This is a genomic window from Roseateles chitinivorans, from assembly GCF_050632145.1.
Classification (GTDB): Bacteria; Pseudomonadota; Gammaproteobacteria; order Burkholderiales; family Burkholderiaceae_C; genus Roseateles; species Roseateles chitinivorans_B.
In genome coordinates, this window is sequence record NZ_CP192577.1 from 843,560 (window position 1) to 860,541 (window position 16,982).

General features: G+C 65.7%; 17 protein-coding genes and 1 pseudogene. 7 read left to right on the forward strand and 11 right to left on the reverse strand.

Going from position 1 to position 16,982, the window contains the following annotated elements; all coding sequences use genetic code 11:
• The first annotated feature begins 301 nt into the window (after nucleotides 1–301).
• The 6 genes from ACQ86G_RS03835 to ACQ86G_RS03860 are packed head-to-tail and all read left to right on the forward strand — an operon-like array spanning nucleotide 302 to nucleotide 5,997.
• On the forward strand, nucleotides 302–1,312 hold the full coding sequence (locus ACQ86G_RS03835) for a CBASS cGAMP-activated phospholipase (RefSeq protein WP_431259400.1): 1,011 nt from the start codon (nucleotides 302–304) through the stop codon (nucleotides 1,310–1,312).
• Nucleotides 1,312–2,484 carry a CBASS cGAMP synthase gene (locus ACQ86G_RS03840; RefSeq protein WP_431259401.1) on the forward strand — a complete coding sequence of 391 codons (1,173 nt, stop codon included), beginning with the start codon at nucleotides 1,312–1,314 and terminating at the stop codon, nucleotides 2,482–2,484. Before ACQ86G_RS03835 ends, ACQ86G_RS03840 begins: the two co-directional genes overlap by 1 nt.
• A 9-nt stretch (nucleotides 2,485–2,493) precedes the next feature.
• Entirely contained in the window at nucleotides 2,494–4,167 is a 1,674-nt protein-coding gene (locus ACQ86G_RS03845; RefSeq protein ID WP_431259402.1) for a ThiF family adenylyltransferase, read from the forward strand.
• Nucleotides 4,152–4,625: a Mov34/MPN/PAD-1 family protein gene (locus ACQ86G_RS03850; protein WP_431259403.1), complete on the forward strand. Its 474-nt coding sequence runs from the start codon at nucleotides 4,152–4,154 to the stop codon at nucleotides 4,623–4,625. Before ACQ86G_RS03845 ends, ACQ86G_RS03850 begins: the two co-directional genes overlap by 16 nt.
• Before the next feature lie 12 nt (nucleotides 4,626–4,637).
• Nucleotides 4,638–5,285, forward strand: a complete 648-nt coding sequence (locus ACQ86G_RS03855) for a hypothetical protein (protein WP_431259404.1) — start codon at nucleotides 4,638–4,640, stop codon at nucleotides 5,283–5,285.
• Between the two features lie 49 nt (nucleotides 5,286–5,334).
• Complete coding sequence (locus ACQ86G_RS03860) at nucleotides 5,335–5,997, forward strand: hypothetical protein (protein ID WP_431259405.1); 663 nt, start codon at nucleotides 5,335–5,337, stop codon at nucleotides 5,995–5,997.
• Nucleotides 5,998–6,151: 154 nt separating this feature from the next.
• On the opposite strand, the pseudogene ACQ86G_RS03865 reads toward ACQ86G_RS03860, so the two are convergent.
• The 4 genes and pseudogenes from ACQ86G_RS03865 to ACQ86G_RS03880 all read right to left on the reverse strand — a co-directional run.
• Nucleotides 6,152–6,348: pseudogene (locus tag ACQ86G_RS03865) on the reverse strand (TRAP transporter large permease subunit); the annotation flags it as partial.
• A 136-nt stretch (nucleotides 6,349–6,484) separates the two neighbouring features.
• Nucleotides 6,485–6,823, reverse strand: coding sequence for a hypothetical protein (locus ACQ86G_RS03870; protein ID WP_431261328.1), 339 nt, complete (start codon nucleotides 6,821–6,823; stop codon nucleotides 6,485–6,487).
• 131 nt (nucleotides 6,824–6,954) lie between these two features.
• Nucleotides 6,955–7,863, reverse strand: a complete 909-nt coding sequence (locus ACQ86G_RS03875) for a proline dehydrogenase family protein (RefSeq protein WP_431259406.1) — start codon at nucleotides 7,861–7,863, stop codon at nucleotides 6,955–6,957.
• A gap of 214 nt (nucleotides 7,864–8,077) precedes the next feature.
• Nucleotides 8,078–9,451 (reverse strand): pyridoxal phosphate-dependent decarboxylase family protein, encoded by a 1,374-nt coding sequence (locus ACQ86G_RS03880; RefSeq protein WP_431259407.1) that lies wholly within the window; start codon nucleotides 9,449–9,451, stop codon nucleotides 8,078–8,080.
• Nucleotides 9,452–9,563: 112 nt separating this feature from the next.
• Here ACQ86G_RS03880 and ACQ86G_RS03885 point away from each other — a divergent pair, with 112 nt between their 5' ends.
• On the forward strand, nucleotides 9,564–10,991 hold the full coding sequence (locus tag ACQ86G_RS03885) for a PLP-dependent aminotransferase family protein (RefSeq protein ID WP_431259408.1): 1,428 nt from the start codon (nucleotides 9,564–9,566) through the stop codon (nucleotides 10,989–10,991).
• Between the two features lie 65 nt (nucleotides 10,992–11,056).
• On the opposite strand, the gene ACQ86G_RS03890 is transcribed toward ACQ86G_RS03885, so the two are convergent.
• The 7 genes from ACQ86G_RS03890 to ACQ86G_RS03920 form a co-directional block, all read right to left on the reverse strand.
• The gene (locus ACQ86G_RS03890) at nucleotides 11,057–12,418 is read right to left on the reverse strand and encodes a TRAP transporter large permease (protein WP_431259409.1); all 1,362 of its coding nucleotides are present in this window, start codon (nucleotides 12,416–12,418) and stop codon (nucleotides 11,057–11,059) included.
• The gene (locus ACQ86G_RS03895; RefSeq protein ID WP_431259410.1) at nucleotides 12,415–12,990 is read right to left on the reverse strand and encodes a TRAP transporter small permease; all 576 of its coding nucleotides are present in this window, start codon (nucleotides 12,988–12,990) and stop codon (nucleotides 12,415–12,417) included. Before ACQ86G_RS03895 ends, ACQ86G_RS03890 begins: the two co-directional genes overlap by 4 nt.
• A gap of 7 nt (nucleotides 12,991–12,997) precedes the next feature.
• A complete protein-coding gene (dctP, locus tag ACQ86G_RS03900) occupies nucleotides 12,998–14,017 on the reverse strand; it encodes a TRAP transporter substrate-binding protein DctP (protein WP_431259411.1) in 1,020 nt (339 codons plus the stop codon).
• Between the two features lie 148 nt (nucleotides 14,018–14,165).
• Nucleotides 14,166–14,966: a DNA-binding domain-containing protein gene (locus ACQ86G_RS03905; RefSeq protein ID WP_431259412.1), complete on the reverse strand. Its 801-nt coding sequence runs from the start codon at nucleotides 14,964–14,966 to the stop codon at nucleotides 14,166–14,168.
• Nucleotides 14,963–15,832 (reverse strand): MNIO family bufferin maturase, encoded by an 870-nt coding sequence (gene bufB, locus ACQ86G_RS03910; RefSeq protein WP_431259413.1) that lies wholly within the window; start codon nucleotides 15,830–15,832, stop codon nucleotides 14,963–14,965. The genes ACQ86G_RS03905 and bufB overlap by 4 nt, the downstream gene beginning before the upstream one ends.
• 4 nt (nucleotides 15,833–15,836) lie before the next feature.
• Nucleotides 15,837–16,124: a BufA2 family periplasmic bufferin-type metallophore gene (gene bufA2, locus ACQ86G_RS03915; RefSeq protein WP_431259414.1), complete on the reverse strand. Its 288-nt coding sequence runs from the start codon at nucleotides 16,122–16,124 to the stop codon at nucleotides 15,837–15,839.
• Between the two features lie 174 nt (nucleotides 16,125–16,298).
• Entirely contained in the window at nucleotides 16,299–16,982 is a 684-nt protein-coding gene (locus ACQ86G_RS03920; protein WP_431259415.1) for a TetR/AcrR family transcriptional regulator, read from the reverse strand.

The window sequence follows — 16,982 nt, forward strand, 5'->3', positions numbered from 1 at the left end:
ATCAGTGCAAAGCGCGCTTGCAGTTGATCGGTATGCGCAGTTGAGTCCATCTGCAAAAGCCAAGTTGGTCGCTTCAAGTGCTGGAAACAGCGAATGCGCGAATGCCTCCGCTTTCGTCTGCGCCGCCGAACTTCCCGGGCCAGTCATCGATCTAGGGCAAACCCTGACCCCGAGGACTTGTCCCATCGATTCAAGGGGTCAGGCCCACGCGCACCCTTGAAGAACAAAAATTCGTTCCCGATGTAAGGAAACGTACCTGCGGTCACTCCGGCCGCGATATTCATCATCGTCAGGGGGAGTCTTGACTCAAGCTACTGAGAAGCGCTTTCAAGCGCTCGCACTTTCCGGGGGTGGCTTCCGCGGCCTCTACACAGCCAAGATCTTGGCCGACATCGAAGAGGAGATTGGTGCGCCGATCGCCAGCCGCTTCGATCTCATCGCAGGGACGTCGATCGGCGGGATCCTCGCACTGGCCGTGGCCATGGAGATTCCTGCAGCGCGAATGGTCAAGCTGTTCGAGGAGAACGGGAAGAGGATATTTAAGCGCCGTTTCTCCATGTGGGGGATCTTGCGAGCACCGTACTCGCCTGCATGTCTGAAGGCGCTGCTGAGCGCGGACGACGTCTTCGGAAAGAGTACGCTGGGCGAGTGCAAGCACCCGGTCATAGTGCCCGCAATCAACTACTCGACCGGGCAGCCGCAGCTATTCAAGACGCCACACCACCCGACGTTCAAGCGGGATCACACCTTCTCGCTTGTCGATGTTGCCCTCGCTACCAGCGCGGCGCCGGCCTACTTCCCGCGGCACACGTTCAACAAGAGCCAGTACGTAGACGGCGGGCTATATGCCAACGCGCCCGGCCTGCTTGCCTTGCATGAAGCACAGAGCTTCCTCGGGCAGACGGTCGAGGACGTGCACATCATTTCCGTTGGCACGATGTCTTCCAAATTTACCGCCGACCCGCGTCGCAATCGCAGCGGCGGTAGCTACGACTGGGGCGGCATGAACCCGGCCAACATGCCCAAGCGCCTGTTCGGGCTGTCGATCTCGGTACAGGAGTCGCTGAGCGACTTCATGCTCAAGCACCGACTGCCTTCGCGCTACTTGCACCTGGACGACGTGCTGACCGATCAGCGCGCCGGCGCGGTCGCCCTCGACAAAGCCGATGGTCCAGCGCAGGAGGTCCTCCTCGGCGCTGCCGCAGAACGCTCGAAGGCTGTCATCGGGCAGATGGAGTTCCAGCAGTACCTCCGGCATCAAGCTGCCCTCCCCAACTTCTTCTACGGCCCCAACACCAAGCGAAACGCCTAATGCTCAAGTTCTCTAAGCTCCTTTACCAGCACGGTGCGAACAAGGAAACCTTCGCTAACGCCATTCGGCCCAACAACGATCAGACCGAGCAGCTCAAAGGCGCGATCAAGAAAATTCGCGATCATGTGCGCCCCCATCTGGCGCAAGCTACCGTCGCGAAGCTGGGCATGGATCGGCCCGTGACGCCCCGCTTCCGCACGCAGGGCTCGTGGTCCTACGACACCTGTATCGTGCCCGCCAAGATGCCGCCCCAGGAGATGGACTGGGACTTTGGCATCTACTTGCCCGTGACGGTGTGGGAAGACAACGGGCCGCCCCACAGGATGGCCAAGGCCTATTTCGATCTGGTCGAAGAGATCCTCGCCGACCTCTGCCGCAAGGAGCGGTGGAACTTGCTCACCGGCAAAGACACGTGTATCCGGATTGAGATCGCCAAATGGGCGCACATCGACCTGCCGCTTTATGCCGCACCTGAAGACGAATTCAAGAGAATCGTTGAGTCGGTCCAGCGCTCTGCCGTGGTCAACACGCTCGACAGCATCGGCCTGGAGGGCTGGGATGCGATCGGCGAGCTGATGCAGCGCCAATCGTGGGCGGACCTGGACACGATCGTCATGGCCACGAGAAAGGGCGAGTGGATGCGCTCCGACCCGCAGGCGGTGGCCAACTGGTTCAAGGACCGCATCGAAGATCACGGCCAACAGTTGCGGCGAGTCTGCCGCTACCTGAAGGCTTGGCGCGATTACCACTGGATCAGCGGCGGGCCGACTTCGGTATCGCTGATGATCGCGGCCGCACAAGGCTACCAGTTCAAGGCTGAACGGGACGATCTCGCTCTGGAAGAGTCCGCGCGGCGCCTGAGTTCGACTTTCCTAACGGACATCCGCGAGCGGGGCATCGACAACGGCGCTGAGGATTTCAATCGGCTCTCCGCGAGCGACCGGGTGACAGCCAGCCACCAGTTCGCGCAACTCGCCGACGAAATCGCACGCGCCCGAAACGCTTCCCTGAATGAGAGGGGCCACGTGATCACGCAGTTGCGCGGCAAGCTCGGCATGCGAATCCCCTATGCCCTTGACGCGATCGAACTCGAAAGCAGTGCCGATGTCGTCCGGAATACCCCGCCGGACCGCGTTGTGGCTCCGGCGGTGCCTTCTACAAAGGCGGGCTGAGAACGCGTCATGTCTGCTCTTGGCGACTCATTGAGGTATCTGCGCGGCCGCGGCTTCGAACCGCTTGCCGCGCGCCGACCCGCGCGTGCATTTGCCGGGCTACTGCAATGCGCGAAGGGCCCGGTCCCGGTAAGGCTGACGATCAGCGATTGGGACTTCCTGGAGTACCCGCAGATCTCGCTCGACCAGCCGCCGGCCTTCCTCCCGCCGCTGTTGCCTCATGTCGATGCTCACGGCGACCTGTGCTACTTCGCGCCAGGATCAGTAACGCTGGATCGCTATGACCCGGTTGCAGCGCTCGCGCAGTGCCTGGACCAAGCCACTACCGTGCTGAGCAAGATCGCTACAGACGCGTCGTACCGACATGACGACATCCAAACCGAGTTCGCCGCGCACTGGGAGCTCGGCCAGCGGAACGAACCGTGGAAGGTCTTCCTGGGCACAATCGACGCCAAAGCCTCGGACGCCCACTACTTCAAGCTGCGCGACCCCACTCAAATGCAGACGCGCGTCCTGGTCTGCAGCCATCCGCCCGAAGCGCAGCGGCTGGCGGCAGCGTGGGGATGGACGTTGATTCCCTCTGCGGATCGTTGCTGGCTGCTGAAGACCGACAAACCCCCGCTGGTTCCTCAGCAGATGCCCACCACCGTCAAGGCGCTGTTTCAGTGGCTGCGCAGTTGGGACCGCCAGCTTGCCACGACGCTTCAGAACGTTCTCGGTGAACCCCAATATCTCAAGCAAAAATTCATTACGTTCGCCATCGACACCCCTGTGGGTTGGATCGGCCTGGGGTTTGATCTGGACCAGATGAAACGTCTGGGCTATCAGCGCGCCCCCAAGCTCTTTCGGAACTTCCTTCACAACGCGGGCGGCGGCAAAGCGCTGTTTCGCATGCGGTTGCGGCAGATCGGTGGCGATTTCGTTCACAACCGCAACCTGACCTATCGCGATCTCAGTGGAAAGCGTGTCACGGTCGTTGGCTGCGGCGCCATCGGCTCTTTCGCTGCGTCCGCTCTCGTTCGGCTGGGCGCCGGGTCCGGAAAGAAGGGTTGTCTGCGGCTGATCGATCCGGACGAATTGAATCCGGAGAACCTGGGCCGACACACGCTCGGATATCCCGCGCTGCTGCAACACAAGGCCACAGCGCTTCGCGACGAACTACGGCGACAGTTTCCTCACAGCGAGATCGTGTCCGACGCCCGCAGCGCGTTCGATGCGAATCAACTGTTTGCGGCAGACCTGATCGTCGATGCGACGGGAGAGGAGTCCGTGAGTGAGCTGATCAACGGTCTGCGTCTGGAGCGCGCCCTCTCGCTCCCGGTATTGCACGTATGGATTCGCGGCAATGGCGAGGCTGTGCAGGCCCTTTGGGCCGAAGGCAACGAGCATGCGTGCTATCGGTGTCTCGTCGTTCCAGACCTCAAAATTCATAGACGCGAGCGGATACCGCTGCTGAAGACGATTCCGGAGCGGCGCATGGATGGTTGCCGCTCCTACACACCCTATGCAGTCTCCGCCCCGATGCACGCTGCCGCGCTGGCCGCTGACATGATCTGCGATTGGCTTCAAGGAGACCCGGCGCCGCGCTTTCGCACGCGGGCCCGCGAGAACGCGGATGTGTTCGGAGCGAAGAATCAAGACTTGACTCCAATAAAGGGGTGTCCGGCATGCGGTCAGCTCTGATGTGGCGCGCCGCTCATGCCCCAGAAGGGCAGATCCTCGTCGAGGCCGACGCGCTGCGGCTAATGGATGGGTTCTGGCAGAACGAACATTCCAAGCCCGAAAGCGGGGGAATTTTGCTCGGCTACCGGCGCGGCCCTCACCTGCACGTAACGATGGTCACCACCCCGCAGCGCGGCGACTGCGGCTGGCGCTACTTCTTCAAGCGTTCAAGGCGTGCCCACCAAGACATCGCGCTTCGTCATTGGCGCGCGAGTGGCGAGACGGTGGACTATCTCGGTGAATGGCACACCCACCCAGAGTCAAGCCCCACGCCGTCGGGTGAGGACTATGCGGAGTGGGCAAAGATCTGCGCGCGCACCTCGCTGCCCATGCTGTTTGTCATCGTCGGATGGAGTGGGCAGCTCTGGCTAGGGCGATCTCGTGGTCAACAAGTTCCTCGGTGCGACCTGCTTCTATGACCTCGATCACCCATGGAGTTCATGATGTTTTTTCGACGCAAGACGCCTGTCACGAAGACACCAATCCCGCGCGAGCTGCTGAATGCCTGCCTATACCTAGACCGCGCATACATCGCGGAACTCTACGAGGTGCTCACTGGCGAAGATCCGGCCACCACGATCACGCGCAATCAGTCCAAGAAGGCCGGGGCCTCAATTCCGGCGTTCTCCGCAGAGATCAGTGCCCAAGAGACGCGCGCGTACAAGGTCTCTTCGACGCGCATGCTGGCTCGAGTTCTCCCGGATCTCAAGCAAGAGCCCGCGCTGCAGTCCACGACCTTCAGTTCGGGCATGCCGTCGCAGTTCGGTTGGTTCGAAGGTGAACTCACCGTCTTTAAGGCGCGATCCGGTCCGATCGACCAAGACACCGGAAAGATGAAGGTCGAAGCCGAGGGAGATTATTTCCACGTCCGGCAGAAGGGCTGTCCGAGCATTGCGCTGATCACTACACCGGACTACTTCAATCACGATCTCGATGCCTTGCTGCGCATGCAGGACACGGTGCTAAAGGAAATGTCGTTGCCGGTCAGAGCCTATCTGCGGGTACTTGCGGCCACGAGCCACGACTCCCAGTGGGTCGGTGTTCCGCTGCTCATTCTGGAGCGATCCACACCGACTTGAAAACACCCGGCTCCAGCCTGCTGCGAACTAGGTTTACCAGAGGTATTGCATGACCGTTGCCATCGCCATCGTTCTCCCGGATTCCGCCATCACTATTACCGATGGACGTCGCACGAAAGTCGAAACCGGCAAGGTCGAACGAGACGACATGAACAAGATCGTGGCGTTTCCTGAGGCCAGTTGTCAGGTGACCGTTTTCGGCGTCACCGTCGCTACCGGAGAGGCGGTTCGGCTGCTGCAGGCCAGTCCATTACCGCCCGACGGTGTAGTGGTACGGGCTCGCGCTGCAGCGGCGCTCGAACTCGGCTGGTCGACCTTCTGCCGCGTTCATCGGGACATTCCATTTGGCCTTCCTGGCATCAAGGCGGGACTTCTGGTCACTGGCATCGATGACTTCGGCCCATATCTCGTTGCGAGCAAGATCGATGGCCCTCATGCCGGCGAGCGGTTTCACCGCGGACCGTTCTACGAGACAGGCGCTCAGGTCGCGCTGGGACTCTCGAATGAGATCGATGAGCGCTTTGGTAGACGACTTCGCGAAAGCGGGCTGATCGCTGATCCATCGATCAGCGCGCCGAAGCGTGCCGACCTGATTGCGAAACTCGCTGCCGAAGAGATTTGCGCAGAGTCGCGGATCAATCCTACAGTGGGCGGAGTGGTCCGGTATCGAGCTGTGCTACGCAGCGGCCTCTTTTGCTTCGGCATAGTCTGAGCCAAACGCATGCGCGCAACTTCGGCCGGGCCGACAAGATGGCTTGACTGCATCGCCCGCAAAATCGAGGAGACTCCGTTGCATAAATATGGTGCCAACAGGAGGTCTCCGAGGCCGGAGCGATTCATCCGATCGCTTGCGTCGCCCCCCGGCATTAATGCCCTGCCACCACCTTCCCCATCACCAAATCCGGAAACCCCGTCGCAATGCTCGGGAAGATGCAGATCAACAGCACCGCCAGCAGCATGAGGACGACGAACGGCAGCCCCCAGATGATGTCCCGCAGGTCGATATCCGGCGCGATCTTCTTAATCACGAAGACGTTCAACCCACCGGCGGGTGAATGAGATCGGTCGCCACGATGGTGGCGACCATCCGGGCGTGGTGAAGCTTCTTGGCATCAATCGCTCGTCGAGCAGCTATCAATCGCTTCGCCCCAAGAAGTCCGGCACCTCCAAGAGCGAACACAGATCGCCGCCGCAGCGCCCTACAACTGCAACGCCCGCTCGATATCCGTCAGCTTGTACCGCGCCAACGCCAGGTTCCCCTTGGCCTTGTCCAGCACCAGGTACAAAAACAGCCCTGTGTTGTTGCTCATCAGCTTGATCAGGTGGTACTGGTCCGTGAGCGTGATCAGGATGTCGTCGATGCCCTTGCGCAGGCCCAGGCTCTCCATCGTCTGCAGCTTCGCCCGGATCACTTGCGTGTTGCCGGCGGCGGCCAGATCGAGGTTGACGCCCGTGCCGGCCTGCGCCAGGCACATGCCGCTGCGGTAGTCGACGAGCGCGGCGGACAGCGCGCCATCGATCTTCATGGCATTGGCCATCGACTGCTTCAGGGTGACGGCCAACAGGCCGGTGGTTGTGGAACTCATGGTGACTTCAAGGCTTGAAAGGGATGGGACAACGGCAGGCGCTCGCGTGAAGGCCGAAGCCGGACACGCGAGCGTCCGGACGTTCAGCGACGGAAGATCGAGCGCGCGATCTGGCCCGCCAGGCGCGGGTTCTCCTTCAGGCGGCGCACGCAGTACGCGTACCAGTCGGCGCCGAAGGGCACGTAGACACGCACCGTGACGCCGCGGTCCCGGAGGGACTCGCGCAGCGGCTCGCAGACGCCGAGCAGCATCTGCAGCTCGAAGCGGGCGTTGTCCACCGCGTGACGTCCAGCGAGTGCCAGCACCGCGTCGATCAGCGCCTCGTCGTGCGTCGCGATGCTCACGAACACATCGGCCTCGAAGCAGGCGCGCACCGCGTCCAGGAACGGCGCGTTGATGCGCCGCCGGTCGTCGGCCGCGCCGGGCACCAGGAGGGCCTCGGGCTCGCTGTAGATCCCCTTGCAGATCCGCAGCGGGTGGCCGGCCTGCGCGAGGGCCGGCGTGTCCTCGGCGGTGCGGAGCAGATAGGCCTGCAGCGCCAGCGAGGCCGGTGCGCCCGCGGCACGCAATCGCAGGAACATGTCGATCTCCAGCTGCGTGCAGCGGCTGTCCTCCATGTCCATGCAGACGGTGAGTCCAAGCGCCCTCGCCCGCGCGGCGATGCGCCCGATCGACGCCTCGCAATGCGACGGGTCCAGCAGCAGACCCAAGGCGGTCGGCTTCAACGAGATGTCCGCCGCCAGATGCCCGACCGCGAGTTCATCGAGCAAGGCGAGGTAGGCGCGCTCCGCGGCCTCGACGTCCGCGAGATCGCGCGCGGATTCGCCGAGGACGTCGAGCGTGACGGGGAAACCATCGCTGATCAGGCGATGGGACAAGGCGATGGCATCGGCCACCCGCGGGCCGGCGACATAACGGGCCGCCATCCGTTGGACGAGCGGACGGGGCAGCAGACCGATGCCGTGCGAGACGGCCGAGTCGAAGAGAGACATGGGATGGATGTGTGCTGAACGGTCGCTGCCGCGGGCCGAAGGGCTCAGGCGTGCGCGACCGGGCCGCGGCGCGCTCGGCGCCGCGGAGGGACGTCATGGACCCGCGAACGAACGCGGGCGCTGATTCAGCGGGTCAGCGGGGGCCAGGCGGCGCGATGCATGATCGAAGTCTATGAGGAAGTCGGGAACGTCGAGGAACGGGGCCGGAAAAGGCTCAGGATTCGTCCGGCCACAGGCCGGCGCGACGCGCCTCGTCCCGCGCCCGAAGGAGCGCGGTCAGCAGCCGCTCGACGTCGTCCTCGCCGGTCCGCCAGGATGACAGGCTGAGCCGGAAGGCGACCCGCTGCTCCCACTGGCTCGCACCGAACCAGGCGTCGCCGGACTGCTCCACCGCCGCACGGATGAAATGCGTGGCCTCGTCGTTGGGACCGCGCACCAGCACCTGGTTCAGCACCACGCGGTTCAGCAGCTCGAAGCCCGCCGAGCGCAAGGTCTCCGCCACTCGCGTCGCCTGCGCGAGGTGCCGCTCCACCAACGCGGCGACGCCGCTGCGGCCCAGCGCCCGCAACGCCGCCCACACCAGGATGCCCCGCGGCTTGCGGGAGAACTCCACCGTCAGGTTCCGCTGCGCCCGCGGGCTGGAGGGCGCGTAATGCGCGTCGCTGTTCAGCGTCTCCGCCAACGCCCCCGCGTGCCTGCAGATCGACATCGCCACGTCGTAGGGCGTGTTCAGCCACTTGTGCCCGTCCACCGTCCAGCTGTCCGCCTGATCCACGCCGTCGGTCAGCGCGCGGTGCTGGCCCGAGGCCCGCGCCCACAGCCCGAAGGCACCGTCCACATGGACCCAGGCACCGACGCGCCGGGCTGCGGGAATGATCTCCGGGAATGGGTCGAACTCGCCGGTATTGACTTCACCGGCTTGCAGGCACAACACGGTCAGGGCGTCGATCGCGGGCAGCCGCGCGGGGTCCACCCGTCCGTGTGCGTCCGTCGGCGCGCGGATGATGTCGCGCGATCCGAAGCCCAGCACCCGCAACGCCTTCAGCACGGTGACGTGGCAGTGAGCGGAGACCACGGCGCGCACGCGCGGCGCCCCGACGAGCCCTGCTTCCTCGACGGACCATCCGGCGCGCGCCAGCAGCACGCGCCGCGCGGTGGACAGACAACCGACCGCGCATGCTGAGGCCGAGGTGCCGAAGCCGACCGCGCTTTCCGCGGGCAGATCGAGGATGTCGAGCACCCATCGCGCCGCAACCTCCTCGATCACGGTCCCGGCCGGCGATCCGCCCGATTGGTCCCAGGCGCCGAGCAGCCGGTCGGCCGCCGCCGCAGCGGGCAGCGCGGCCCCGACGACATAACCGAAGTACCGCCCGCCATTGCTCGCCACCGTGGCGGGCGAGCCGGCCTCGTCCAGCAAGGCCAGGCCCTCTTCGGCGGGACGGCCCTCGGTCGGCAGCGCTTCTTCGAAGCGGGTCAGACCGGCGATGGCGTCTTCGTCGGGATGGACGCGGCGATCCCGGAGGCCGGCGATGTAGGCCGCCGCACGATCGGCGGCATCCGCCAGCAAGGCCAATTCATCTGTCGTCATCGGGTCGTCCGGGCATGTCGTTGAAACTGGCCGCAAATCTATCCACCGGGCCACGACCTGTACAGACGCAGATACCATCCATCGAAACCAATACAGATCCAGGCATCCGGGAATGAGCCGCGTCCTCTTGTATGAATCCATCGCGCAGTCGCTGAGGCAGCAGATCCAGCTTGGCGCGCTCGCGCCGGGCGAGCGCATTCCATCGATCCGGCAGCTGTCCCGCACGCATGCCGTCAGCACGGCCACCGCCGTCCAGGCCTGCCTGATGCTGGAGCGCGAAGGCCTGATACACGCCCGCATGCGCTCCGGCTTCTTCGTGCGCGCCGTGGGTCCGTCGGCCAGCGCGAAGACGCCTCGGATGCGCAAGCCCCGCTCCATGCAGAACGCGGAGCTGCTGACGCTGCAGGCCGTTCGCGAGGGGCCCGCGCTGATCCCGCTGCACGACGCGCGCCCGGCGCCGTCGCTGCTGCCCGAAGCCGCGCTGAGCGCCGCCGTCAGCCGCCGCCTGAGGAACGAGCGCTCGACGGCCCTCGACTACGCGCCCGCCCAGGGTCATGCCGAACTGCGGCGACTGATCGCCCATCGCTATGCGGAGATGTCAGTCACGATCGATCCTGACGAGGTGATCATCACGGCCGGCACGATGGAGGCCATCAGCCTCGCGCTGCGCACGCTCACGCGGGCCGGCGACGTCGTGATGGTGGAGACGCCGACGTTCCAGGGCGTGCTGCAGGCGGTGGCCGCCCTGGGGCTGACCATCGTCGAGCTTCCCCGACCGAACGGCGACTCCTTCGACCTGAAGCGATTGGAAGCGCTGTTGAGCGCCCATCAGGTCAAGGCGGCCATCCTGGTGCCCAACTTCTCCAACCCGATCGGTCGTCGCGCCGACGACGCCGCCAAGCAGGCGCTGCTCGCGCTCTGCGCGCGGTATTCGACCGTCGTGATCGAGGACGACATCTACGGTGACCTCGCCTGGGACAACAGCCGCCCGTTCCCGCTCCGGCGATGGGGCAGCGACGACCGCGTCATCACCTGCGGCTCGTTCTCGAAATCGCTGGCGCCGGGATTGCGCGTCGGCTGGCTGCTGGGCGGCGCCTGGACGGAGGCGCTGATCCGCGCCAAGTACTTCTCCACCTATGGCAACGCGTCACTGCCTCAGCTCGCGTTGATCGACTACCTGGGCAGGCACCAGCAGGAGCGGCACTTCAGGCGCTTGAGACGCGCGATCGCGGAGAACGCCGAGCGCCTGCGCGACGCGATCTTCCGGCATTGGCCCGACGGCACCTGCAGCGGCGATCCGCGCGGCGGTTTGTCGCTCTGGGTCCAGTTGCCCGCCGGCGCGGACGGATCGCGGCTCGCCGAGGCCGCCATGGCCGAAGGGATCGGCATCACGCCTGGCCGTCACTTCTCCAGCTTCGGCGATTACGCGGACCATGTCCGTCTCAGCTGCGGCTTGCCGTGGAGCCCGGAACTCTCACGGGCCATGCGCCGGCTCGGCGTGTTGATCCGCGATCAGCAGGAGCTGGCCGCGCGGGACTAGCGGAAGACGACGGGAACCGTCGTCTTCCTCGAAGCGCCAGGAGATGTCCCGGCGCTCACGCCCGCTCAATGCGCCGGCGCCACGGGCCCCATGACCAGATCGGGCAGCCCGGTGGCGATCCCCGGGAAGATGCAGATCAGCAGCACCGCCAGCAGCATCAGCACGACGAACGGCAGCACGCCCCAGATGATGTCCCGCAGGTCGATGTCCGGCGCGATGTTCTTGATCACGAAGATGTTCAGCCCCACCGGCGGGTGAATCAGCCCCGTCTCCATCACGATTGTCATCAGGATCCCGAACCAGATCAGATCGAAGCCCGCTGCCTTCAGCGGCGGCAGGATGATGGGCGCCGTCATCAGGATGATGCTGACCGGCGGCAGGAAGAAGCCCAGCAGGATGACCATCAGCAGCACTGCGGCCAGCAGCACCCACTTGGACAGGTGCATCCCGACGATCCACTCCGCCACCGCCTGGCTGATGTGCAGGTAGCTCATCACGTACGAGAACAGCAGCGACATGCCGATGATGAACATCAGCATGGTCGACTCCTTCAAGGTCGACGTGAGGATGGGCGCCACGTCCTTCGGCCGCCACACGCCATAGATGCCGGCGATGAGCGCCAGCGCCAGCAGCGCGCCGAGACCGGCCGTCTCCGACGGCGTCGCGAAGCCGCCGTACAGCGCCACCATCACGCCGATCAGCAGCAGCACGAAGGGCACGACGCGCGGCAGCATCTCGAACTTCTGACGCGTGGTGAAGGTCTCCTTCGACAGCAGCGCGGAGGCCGCGCCCGTGCGCTTGTACTCGGCCTCGGCCAGCGCGTATTCCTTGCGGTAGCGCAGCGCCGCGTAGACCGCGAACAGCACCACCAGCAAGATGCCCGGCGCGATGCCGGCGAGGAACAGCCGGCCCAGCGACTGCTCGGCGGCCACCGCATACAGGATCATCGTGATCGACGGCGGCAGCAGGATGCCCAAGGTCCCGCCGGCCGCGATGATGCCGGCCGCGAAGCCGGGCGAGTAGCCCCGCTTGCGCATCTCCGGGATGCCGGCGCTGCCGATGGCCGAGCAGGTGGCCGGGCTGGAGCCGGCCATCGCCGCGAACAGCGCGCAGGCGAAGACGTTGGCGATGCCCAGACCGCCGGGGATGCGTCCCATCCAGACGTGCATCGCCGCGTACAGGTCCTGCCCCGCCCGGGACTTGCCGATGGCCGCCCCCTTCAGGATGAAGAGCGGGATGGAGAGCAGCGTGATGCTGGCCATCTCCTCGTAGACGTTCTGCGTGACCGTGTCCAGCGCGGACGCCGGCATGAAGAGGGCCATGAACAGCACCGCGACGCTGCCGAGCGCGAACGCGATCGGCGCGCCCGAGAACATGAACAGCAGCGTGACGATGCCGAACAGTGAGCCGAGGACGAGCATGCTCATGCTGCGACTCCCGAGTTGTTTTTCTTGAAGAGCCCGTTGATGCGGGCCGTCAGCTGAACGAGCAGTTGCAGGCTCAGCAGCGTCATGCCCAGCGCCATCAGGCCGTAGGGGATCCACAGCGGCGGCGCCCAGGACGACGAGGTCGTCTGACCCTCGACCCAGGCCTCGTGGAACAGCGTCCAGGACCTCCAGGCGAAGAAGGCGCAGAAGGCCGTGCACAGCAGGTCCACCAGCGCCAGGCGCAGGCGGTTGAGCGAGCGCGGCAGCAGACCGGCCATGGCCTCGATGCCGACGTGCCCGCGCAAGGACTGGACGAAGGCGCCGCAGAGGAAGGTCGCGCCGACGAGGCAGAAGACCGCCGCCTCGTCCTGCCAGTCCGTGGATGCCTTCATCACGTAGCGCGAGACCACGCTGTAGGTCAGCACGCACGACGCCACCAGCAGCGCCAGCATGCCCAGCACGACCACGCCCTGGTTGATGAGGTGCAGCAGCCGCGCGAGCGGCAGCAGGACCGCCGGCGTGTCGGGGTCGATGCCGGCGACTGCCGGCTTCAGTTCAAAGCCGTGGCTCATCGCGATCTCACAGCAGCTTCTGGGCGGCCTTCAGGATGGCCGCGCAGGACTCGTTCTTCTCGGAGAAGTCCTTCCACGCGGTGTCGCGCGCGATGGCCTGCCACTTCTTCAGCGTCGCCTCGTCCATGTCGTAGACCTTGGCGCCGGCCTTCGCATAGATCGCCGCAGCCGCCTTGTCGTCGGCCTTCGCCGCATCGCGGGCGAAGACCTCCATCTCGGCCCCCACGCCCATGACGATGTCCTGCTGCGCCTTGGGCAGCTTGTTGAAGACCTCCTTGGAGATCATCAGCGGCTCCAGCATGAACCAGTAGGTGCGCTCGCGGCCCGAGGTCAGGTGCTTGGCGATCTCCTCCAGCTTGAAGGAGATGAAGCTGGTGGACGAGGTCATCGCCGCGTCCATCGCCCCGGTCTGCATCGCCGCATAGATCTCGTTGGACGGCAGCGTGATGACCGACGCGCCGGCCTGCTTCAGCATCATGTCCATCTCGCGGCTGCCGCCGCGCACCTTCAGGCCCTTGGCATCGTCCGGCGTCACCAGCGGCCGCGCGCGGCTGGCCACGCCGCCCGCCTGCCAGACCCAGCTGACGATCATCACGCCCTTGTCGTCCAGCACCTTGGACAGCAGCTTGCCGACCTCCGCCGTCTTCCAGGCCGCGCCCTGCTCGTAGCTCGGCACCAGCGCCGGCATCAGCCCGGCGTTGGTCTCTGCCACCTCGCCGCCGGCGTAGGACAGCGGCACCAGGCTCATGTCCAGCGCGCCCTTGCGCATGGCGGAGAACTGGGCGTTGGTCTTCATCAGCGACGAGCCCGGGTAGACGGCGGCCTTGAGCGCGCCACCCGAACGCTTTTCCACCTCGGCGGCGAAACGGCGGCACAGGCGGTCACGGAAGTCGCCTTCGGTCAGCGTGCCGCTGGGGAACTGGTGCGAGATCTTCAGCGCGCTTGCTTGAGCGTGGGCGGTAGGCAGCCAGACGGCTGCGGCAGTGCCGGCGGCGGCACCCATCAACTGGCGTCGAGTCAGGGTCATGCTTGTCTCCAGGTCCGCCATGGGTGGCGGTATGCGAGCGGAGTGTCAAAGCGGCCTCCGGCCCGATCAATCAACCTGGTGTTGCGACCTTTACCTCTGACGGAAGGATCGGGGGCTTACCCTGATGACCCGGTGGAAACTCCGTCGCTCAACGAACGAGCAGTTCCTCGTCCACCCAGCGGCGCAGCAGCGTGCCCATCTCCGCGGCGACGTTCAGTTCAGACTGCGCCTCGGCCAGGTCCGCGCAGGTTTCGGAGAACGTGCGGCCTGAGGCCAATGCGTCCAGCGCCTGTGATTCGAGCGGGCCCAGGCTTCTGAAATGGGGCGAGTGGCCGCGGCGCCAGATCAGCAGGTCCACCGGCTTCGCCAACGGCTGCGCGACTGGCGGCGTCTCCTCGTTGTCGAGCGCCTGCCACAGCGCCAGCGTGTTGAAGGACTGCTTCAGGCGCGCGTAACTCGGCGGTAACTCGAGCCGCAGGTCGGCCCACGCCTCCGGCGCGAGCGACGCCAGATCGGCCATCGTCAGCACCGGCGCATCGGCGGCGTCGAAGGCGCTCCGCAGCGCCCAGTCCAGCGCGGCCAGTTCGCCGATCTCGCCATCGTCCGGCCACCGCTGCGACAGCCAATGGGCGAAGTCCGCGCCATACCAGCGCAGACTGAAGTGCTGCGAGCCGTGGACCTCGACGAAGGCCAGCGCCTCGCGCTCGAACCAGTCGTCGCCGAGGTATCGCCGCGTGTGCCCGTAGCTGTCGGCCAGCGTCTCGTGCAGCCGCGCGCGATAGGCATGGTGGTAGATGGACAGGCGTCGATCCACCGCGATGCCGGGACCGCGACGCAGCTTCGTGTCGATCTGGCTGGGTTGCCCGATCAGGTAGGCCTGCAGCGACTGCTGCAGGTCCAGGAGCTGAAGGGGCGGAAGGGGCGGAAGGAGCTGCTCGATGGCGTTCATGCGGCCTTCCTTCCGGCGTCGCTCGGCCAGGTGGTCTCGCTGATCACGCGCGCCTGATCGAGCTCCACCAGCAGTTCCGCCAGCGGCGGAATGTGGTCGTCCCGTTCGATCATCGTGGCCACCGGACCGAATCGCCGGAGCGCCTCCGCGTACAGCTGCCAGACCGGCTCGGCCACCGGCTGGTCGTGCGTGTCGATCAGATGGTCGCCGTGATCGCTGTGGCCGGCGACATGGATCTGCTGCACACGATCGGCGGGCAACGCATCGAGGTAGGCGAGCGCATCGAATCCGTGGTTCACGGCGCTCACATGGATGTTGTTCACATCGACCAGCAGCAGGCAGTCGGCCCGTCGCGCGACCTCGGCCACGAACTGCGCTTCGCCGAGGTGCGACACCTCGTAGTCGAGATAGCTGGAGACGTTCTCGATCACCAGCCTGCGGCCGAGGGTGTCCTGCGCCTGGCCGATGTTGCGCACCACCACCTGCAAGGCCTCTTCCGTGTAGGGCAAGGGCAGCAGGTCGTGCAGGTTGCGGCCGTGGGCGCCGGTCCAGCACAGGTGGTCGGAGATCCAGAGCGGCTCGACGCGACGCGCCAGCGCCGCCAACTGCCGCAGGTAGTCCGCATCCAGGCCCTCGACCGCGCCGAGGTTCATCGACACGCCGTGCATCACCATCGGGTAATTCGCCCGGATGGTGTCCAGCATGGCGAGGGGCTTGCCGCCGGGCACGAGGTAGTTCTCCGAGATCACTTCCAGCCAGTCGACCGGCTGCGGACGCTCGATGAACTCTCGATAGTGCGTGCTGCGCAGCCCCAGGCCGAAGCCCGGGCTCGGCTGCGCGACGCGCGATGCGGGACCGGGCCTCACGGGCTTACTTCTTCGCGGCCAGGTCGCCGATCGTGCCGCCGGCGCTCAGGCACGACGCCGCGCTCATGCCCTTGAAGCTGTGGCCCTTGCACTCGTTCTGGCCCTTGCAGGCGTTCTCGGTGGTCTTGCAGTCCGCGTTGCCCTTGCACTCGTGCACGCCGTAGCAGTGCACCTTGTCGCTGGCGGCGACGGCCAGACCGCTGCTGCCCTGGGGGGACGGCGCCGCCTGCACGGACAGGGCGAACATGGCGGCGGCAGCGGCCAGGGCGGCGGATTGGGTCTTGCTGATCATGGGGGCACTCCGAAAGAAGGTTCAGGTTGATGAAGCGGAGCGCTCCTGCGCGTTCCGCATCCTTCTATTCGGGGCAGCGGGCGCGGAAGTTACAGCGGCCGGAAAAAATTCTTCCGCGCCCCCAATGGAAAAGGCCTCGCATCCCGCGAGGCCCTTGCTCATTCACACTGCCGCTCAGGCCGCGTAAGCCCGGACGAACAAGCCCACGCAGGCGCGGCAGTACGCGCGCGTCGCCGCCTTGCCGCGGAGCGCCGGCTGTCCCATCAGCAGGCGTGCCTGCTCATTGCCGCGGACCATGCCCAGGAACTGCTCCGCCGCCTGCGGCGCATTCCGGATCTTCAGCGATCCCGCGTCGCGGCACGCGCGCAGGAAACCACCCAGCTCCTGCATGACAGCCTCCGGCCCGGAGTTGAAGAAGTCGTGCCCCAGCGCGGGCGAGACGGACACGCTCGCATGCAGCAGGCGGATGTGCGCGAGGATCTCCGGCGCGGTGATGAGCGTCAGGTAGGTCTCGGCGATCTTCTCCAGCGAGGCCTGGGGCGTCGTCGGGTCCAGCGCGGCCAGGTCGAGCTCGAACGCCTGGCGGATCGGCTCGTTCACGACCGCGTTGAACAGCACCTCCTTGGACGGGAAGTACTTGTAGACGGTGACCTTGGACACCGACGCCGCTGCCGCGACGCGGTCCACGCTGCCCTTGTCGAAACCGACCTCGGCGAAGTGCTCGCGCGCCGCGGCCAGGATGCCCAGCCGCTTGCCCGGGTCGCGCGGGCGCCCTCGTCCCCGAGGGGCCGCGCCACCTTCGCTGCCGTCACCGGCGTCAGTGGAGGCGACCGTTTCAGTCTGTACCGGTTTCCGCAT

Excerpts from the sequence above, each read along its gene's own strand:
- ACQ86G_RS03895 (WP_431259410.1), bottom strand. The coding sequence starts at position 12,990 with ATGAGCCACGGCTTTGAACTGAAGCCGGCAGTCGCCGGCATCGACCCC.
- ACQ86G_RS03850 (WP_431259403.1), top strand. The coding sequence starts at position 4,152 with ATGCGGTCAGCTCTGATGTGGCGCGCCGCTCATGCCCCAGAAGGGCAG.
- bufA2 (WP_431259414.1), bottom strand. The coding sequence starts at position 16,124 with ATGATCAGCAAGACCCAATCCGCCGCCCTGGCCGCTGCCGCCGCCATG.
- ACQ86G_RS03890 (WP_431259409.1), bottom strand. The coding sequence starts at position 12,418 with ATGAGCATGCTCGTCCTCGGCTCACTGTTCGGCATCGTCACGCTGCTG.
- dctP (WP_431259411.1), bottom strand. The coding sequence starts at position 14,017 with ATGACCCTGACTCGACGCCAGTTGATGGGTGCCGCCGCCGGCACTGCC.
- ACQ86G_RS03920 (WP_431259415.1), bottom strand. The coding sequence starts at position 16,982 with ATGCGGAAACCGGTACAGACTGAAACGGTCGCCTCCACTGACGCCGGT.
- ACQ86G_RS03855 (WP_431259404.1), top strand. The coding sequence starts at position 4,638 with ATGGAGTTCATGATGTTTTTTCGACGCAAGACGCCTGTCACGAAGACA.
- ACQ86G_RS03905 (WP_431259412.1), bottom strand. The coding sequence starts at position 14,966 with ATGAACGCCATCGAGCAGCTCCTTCCGCCCCTTCCGCCCCTTCAGCTC.
- ACQ86G_RS03845 (WP_431259402.1), top strand. The coding sequence starts at position 2,494 with ATGTCTGCTCTTGGCGACTCATTGAGGTATCTGCGCGGCCGCGGCTTC.
- ACQ86G_RS03860 (WP_431259405.1), top strand. The coding sequence starts at position 5,335 with ATGACCGTTGCCATCGCCATCGTTCTCCCGGATTCCGCCATCACTATT.
- ACQ86G_RS03870 (WP_431261328.1), bottom strand. The coding sequence starts at position 6,823 with ATGGCCAATGCCATGAAGATCGATGGCGCGCTGTCCGCCGCGCTCGTC.
- ACQ86G_RS03885 (WP_431259408.1), top strand. The coding sequence starts at position 9,564 with ATGAGCCGCGTCCTCTTGTATGAATCCATCGCGCAGTCGCTGAGGCAG.
- ACQ86G_RS03840 (WP_431259401.1), top strand. The coding sequence starts at position 1,312 with ATGCTCAAGTTCTCTAAGCTCCTTTACCAGCACGGTGCGAACAAGGAA.
- ACQ86G_RS03880 (WP_431259407.1), bottom strand. The coding sequence starts at position 9,451 with ATGACGACAGATGAATTGGCCTTGCTGGCGGATGCCGCCGATCGTGCG.
- ACQ86G_RS03875 (WP_431259406.1), bottom strand. The coding sequence starts at position 7,863 with ATGTCTCTCTTCGACTCGGCCGTCTCGCACGGCATCGGTCTGCTGCCC.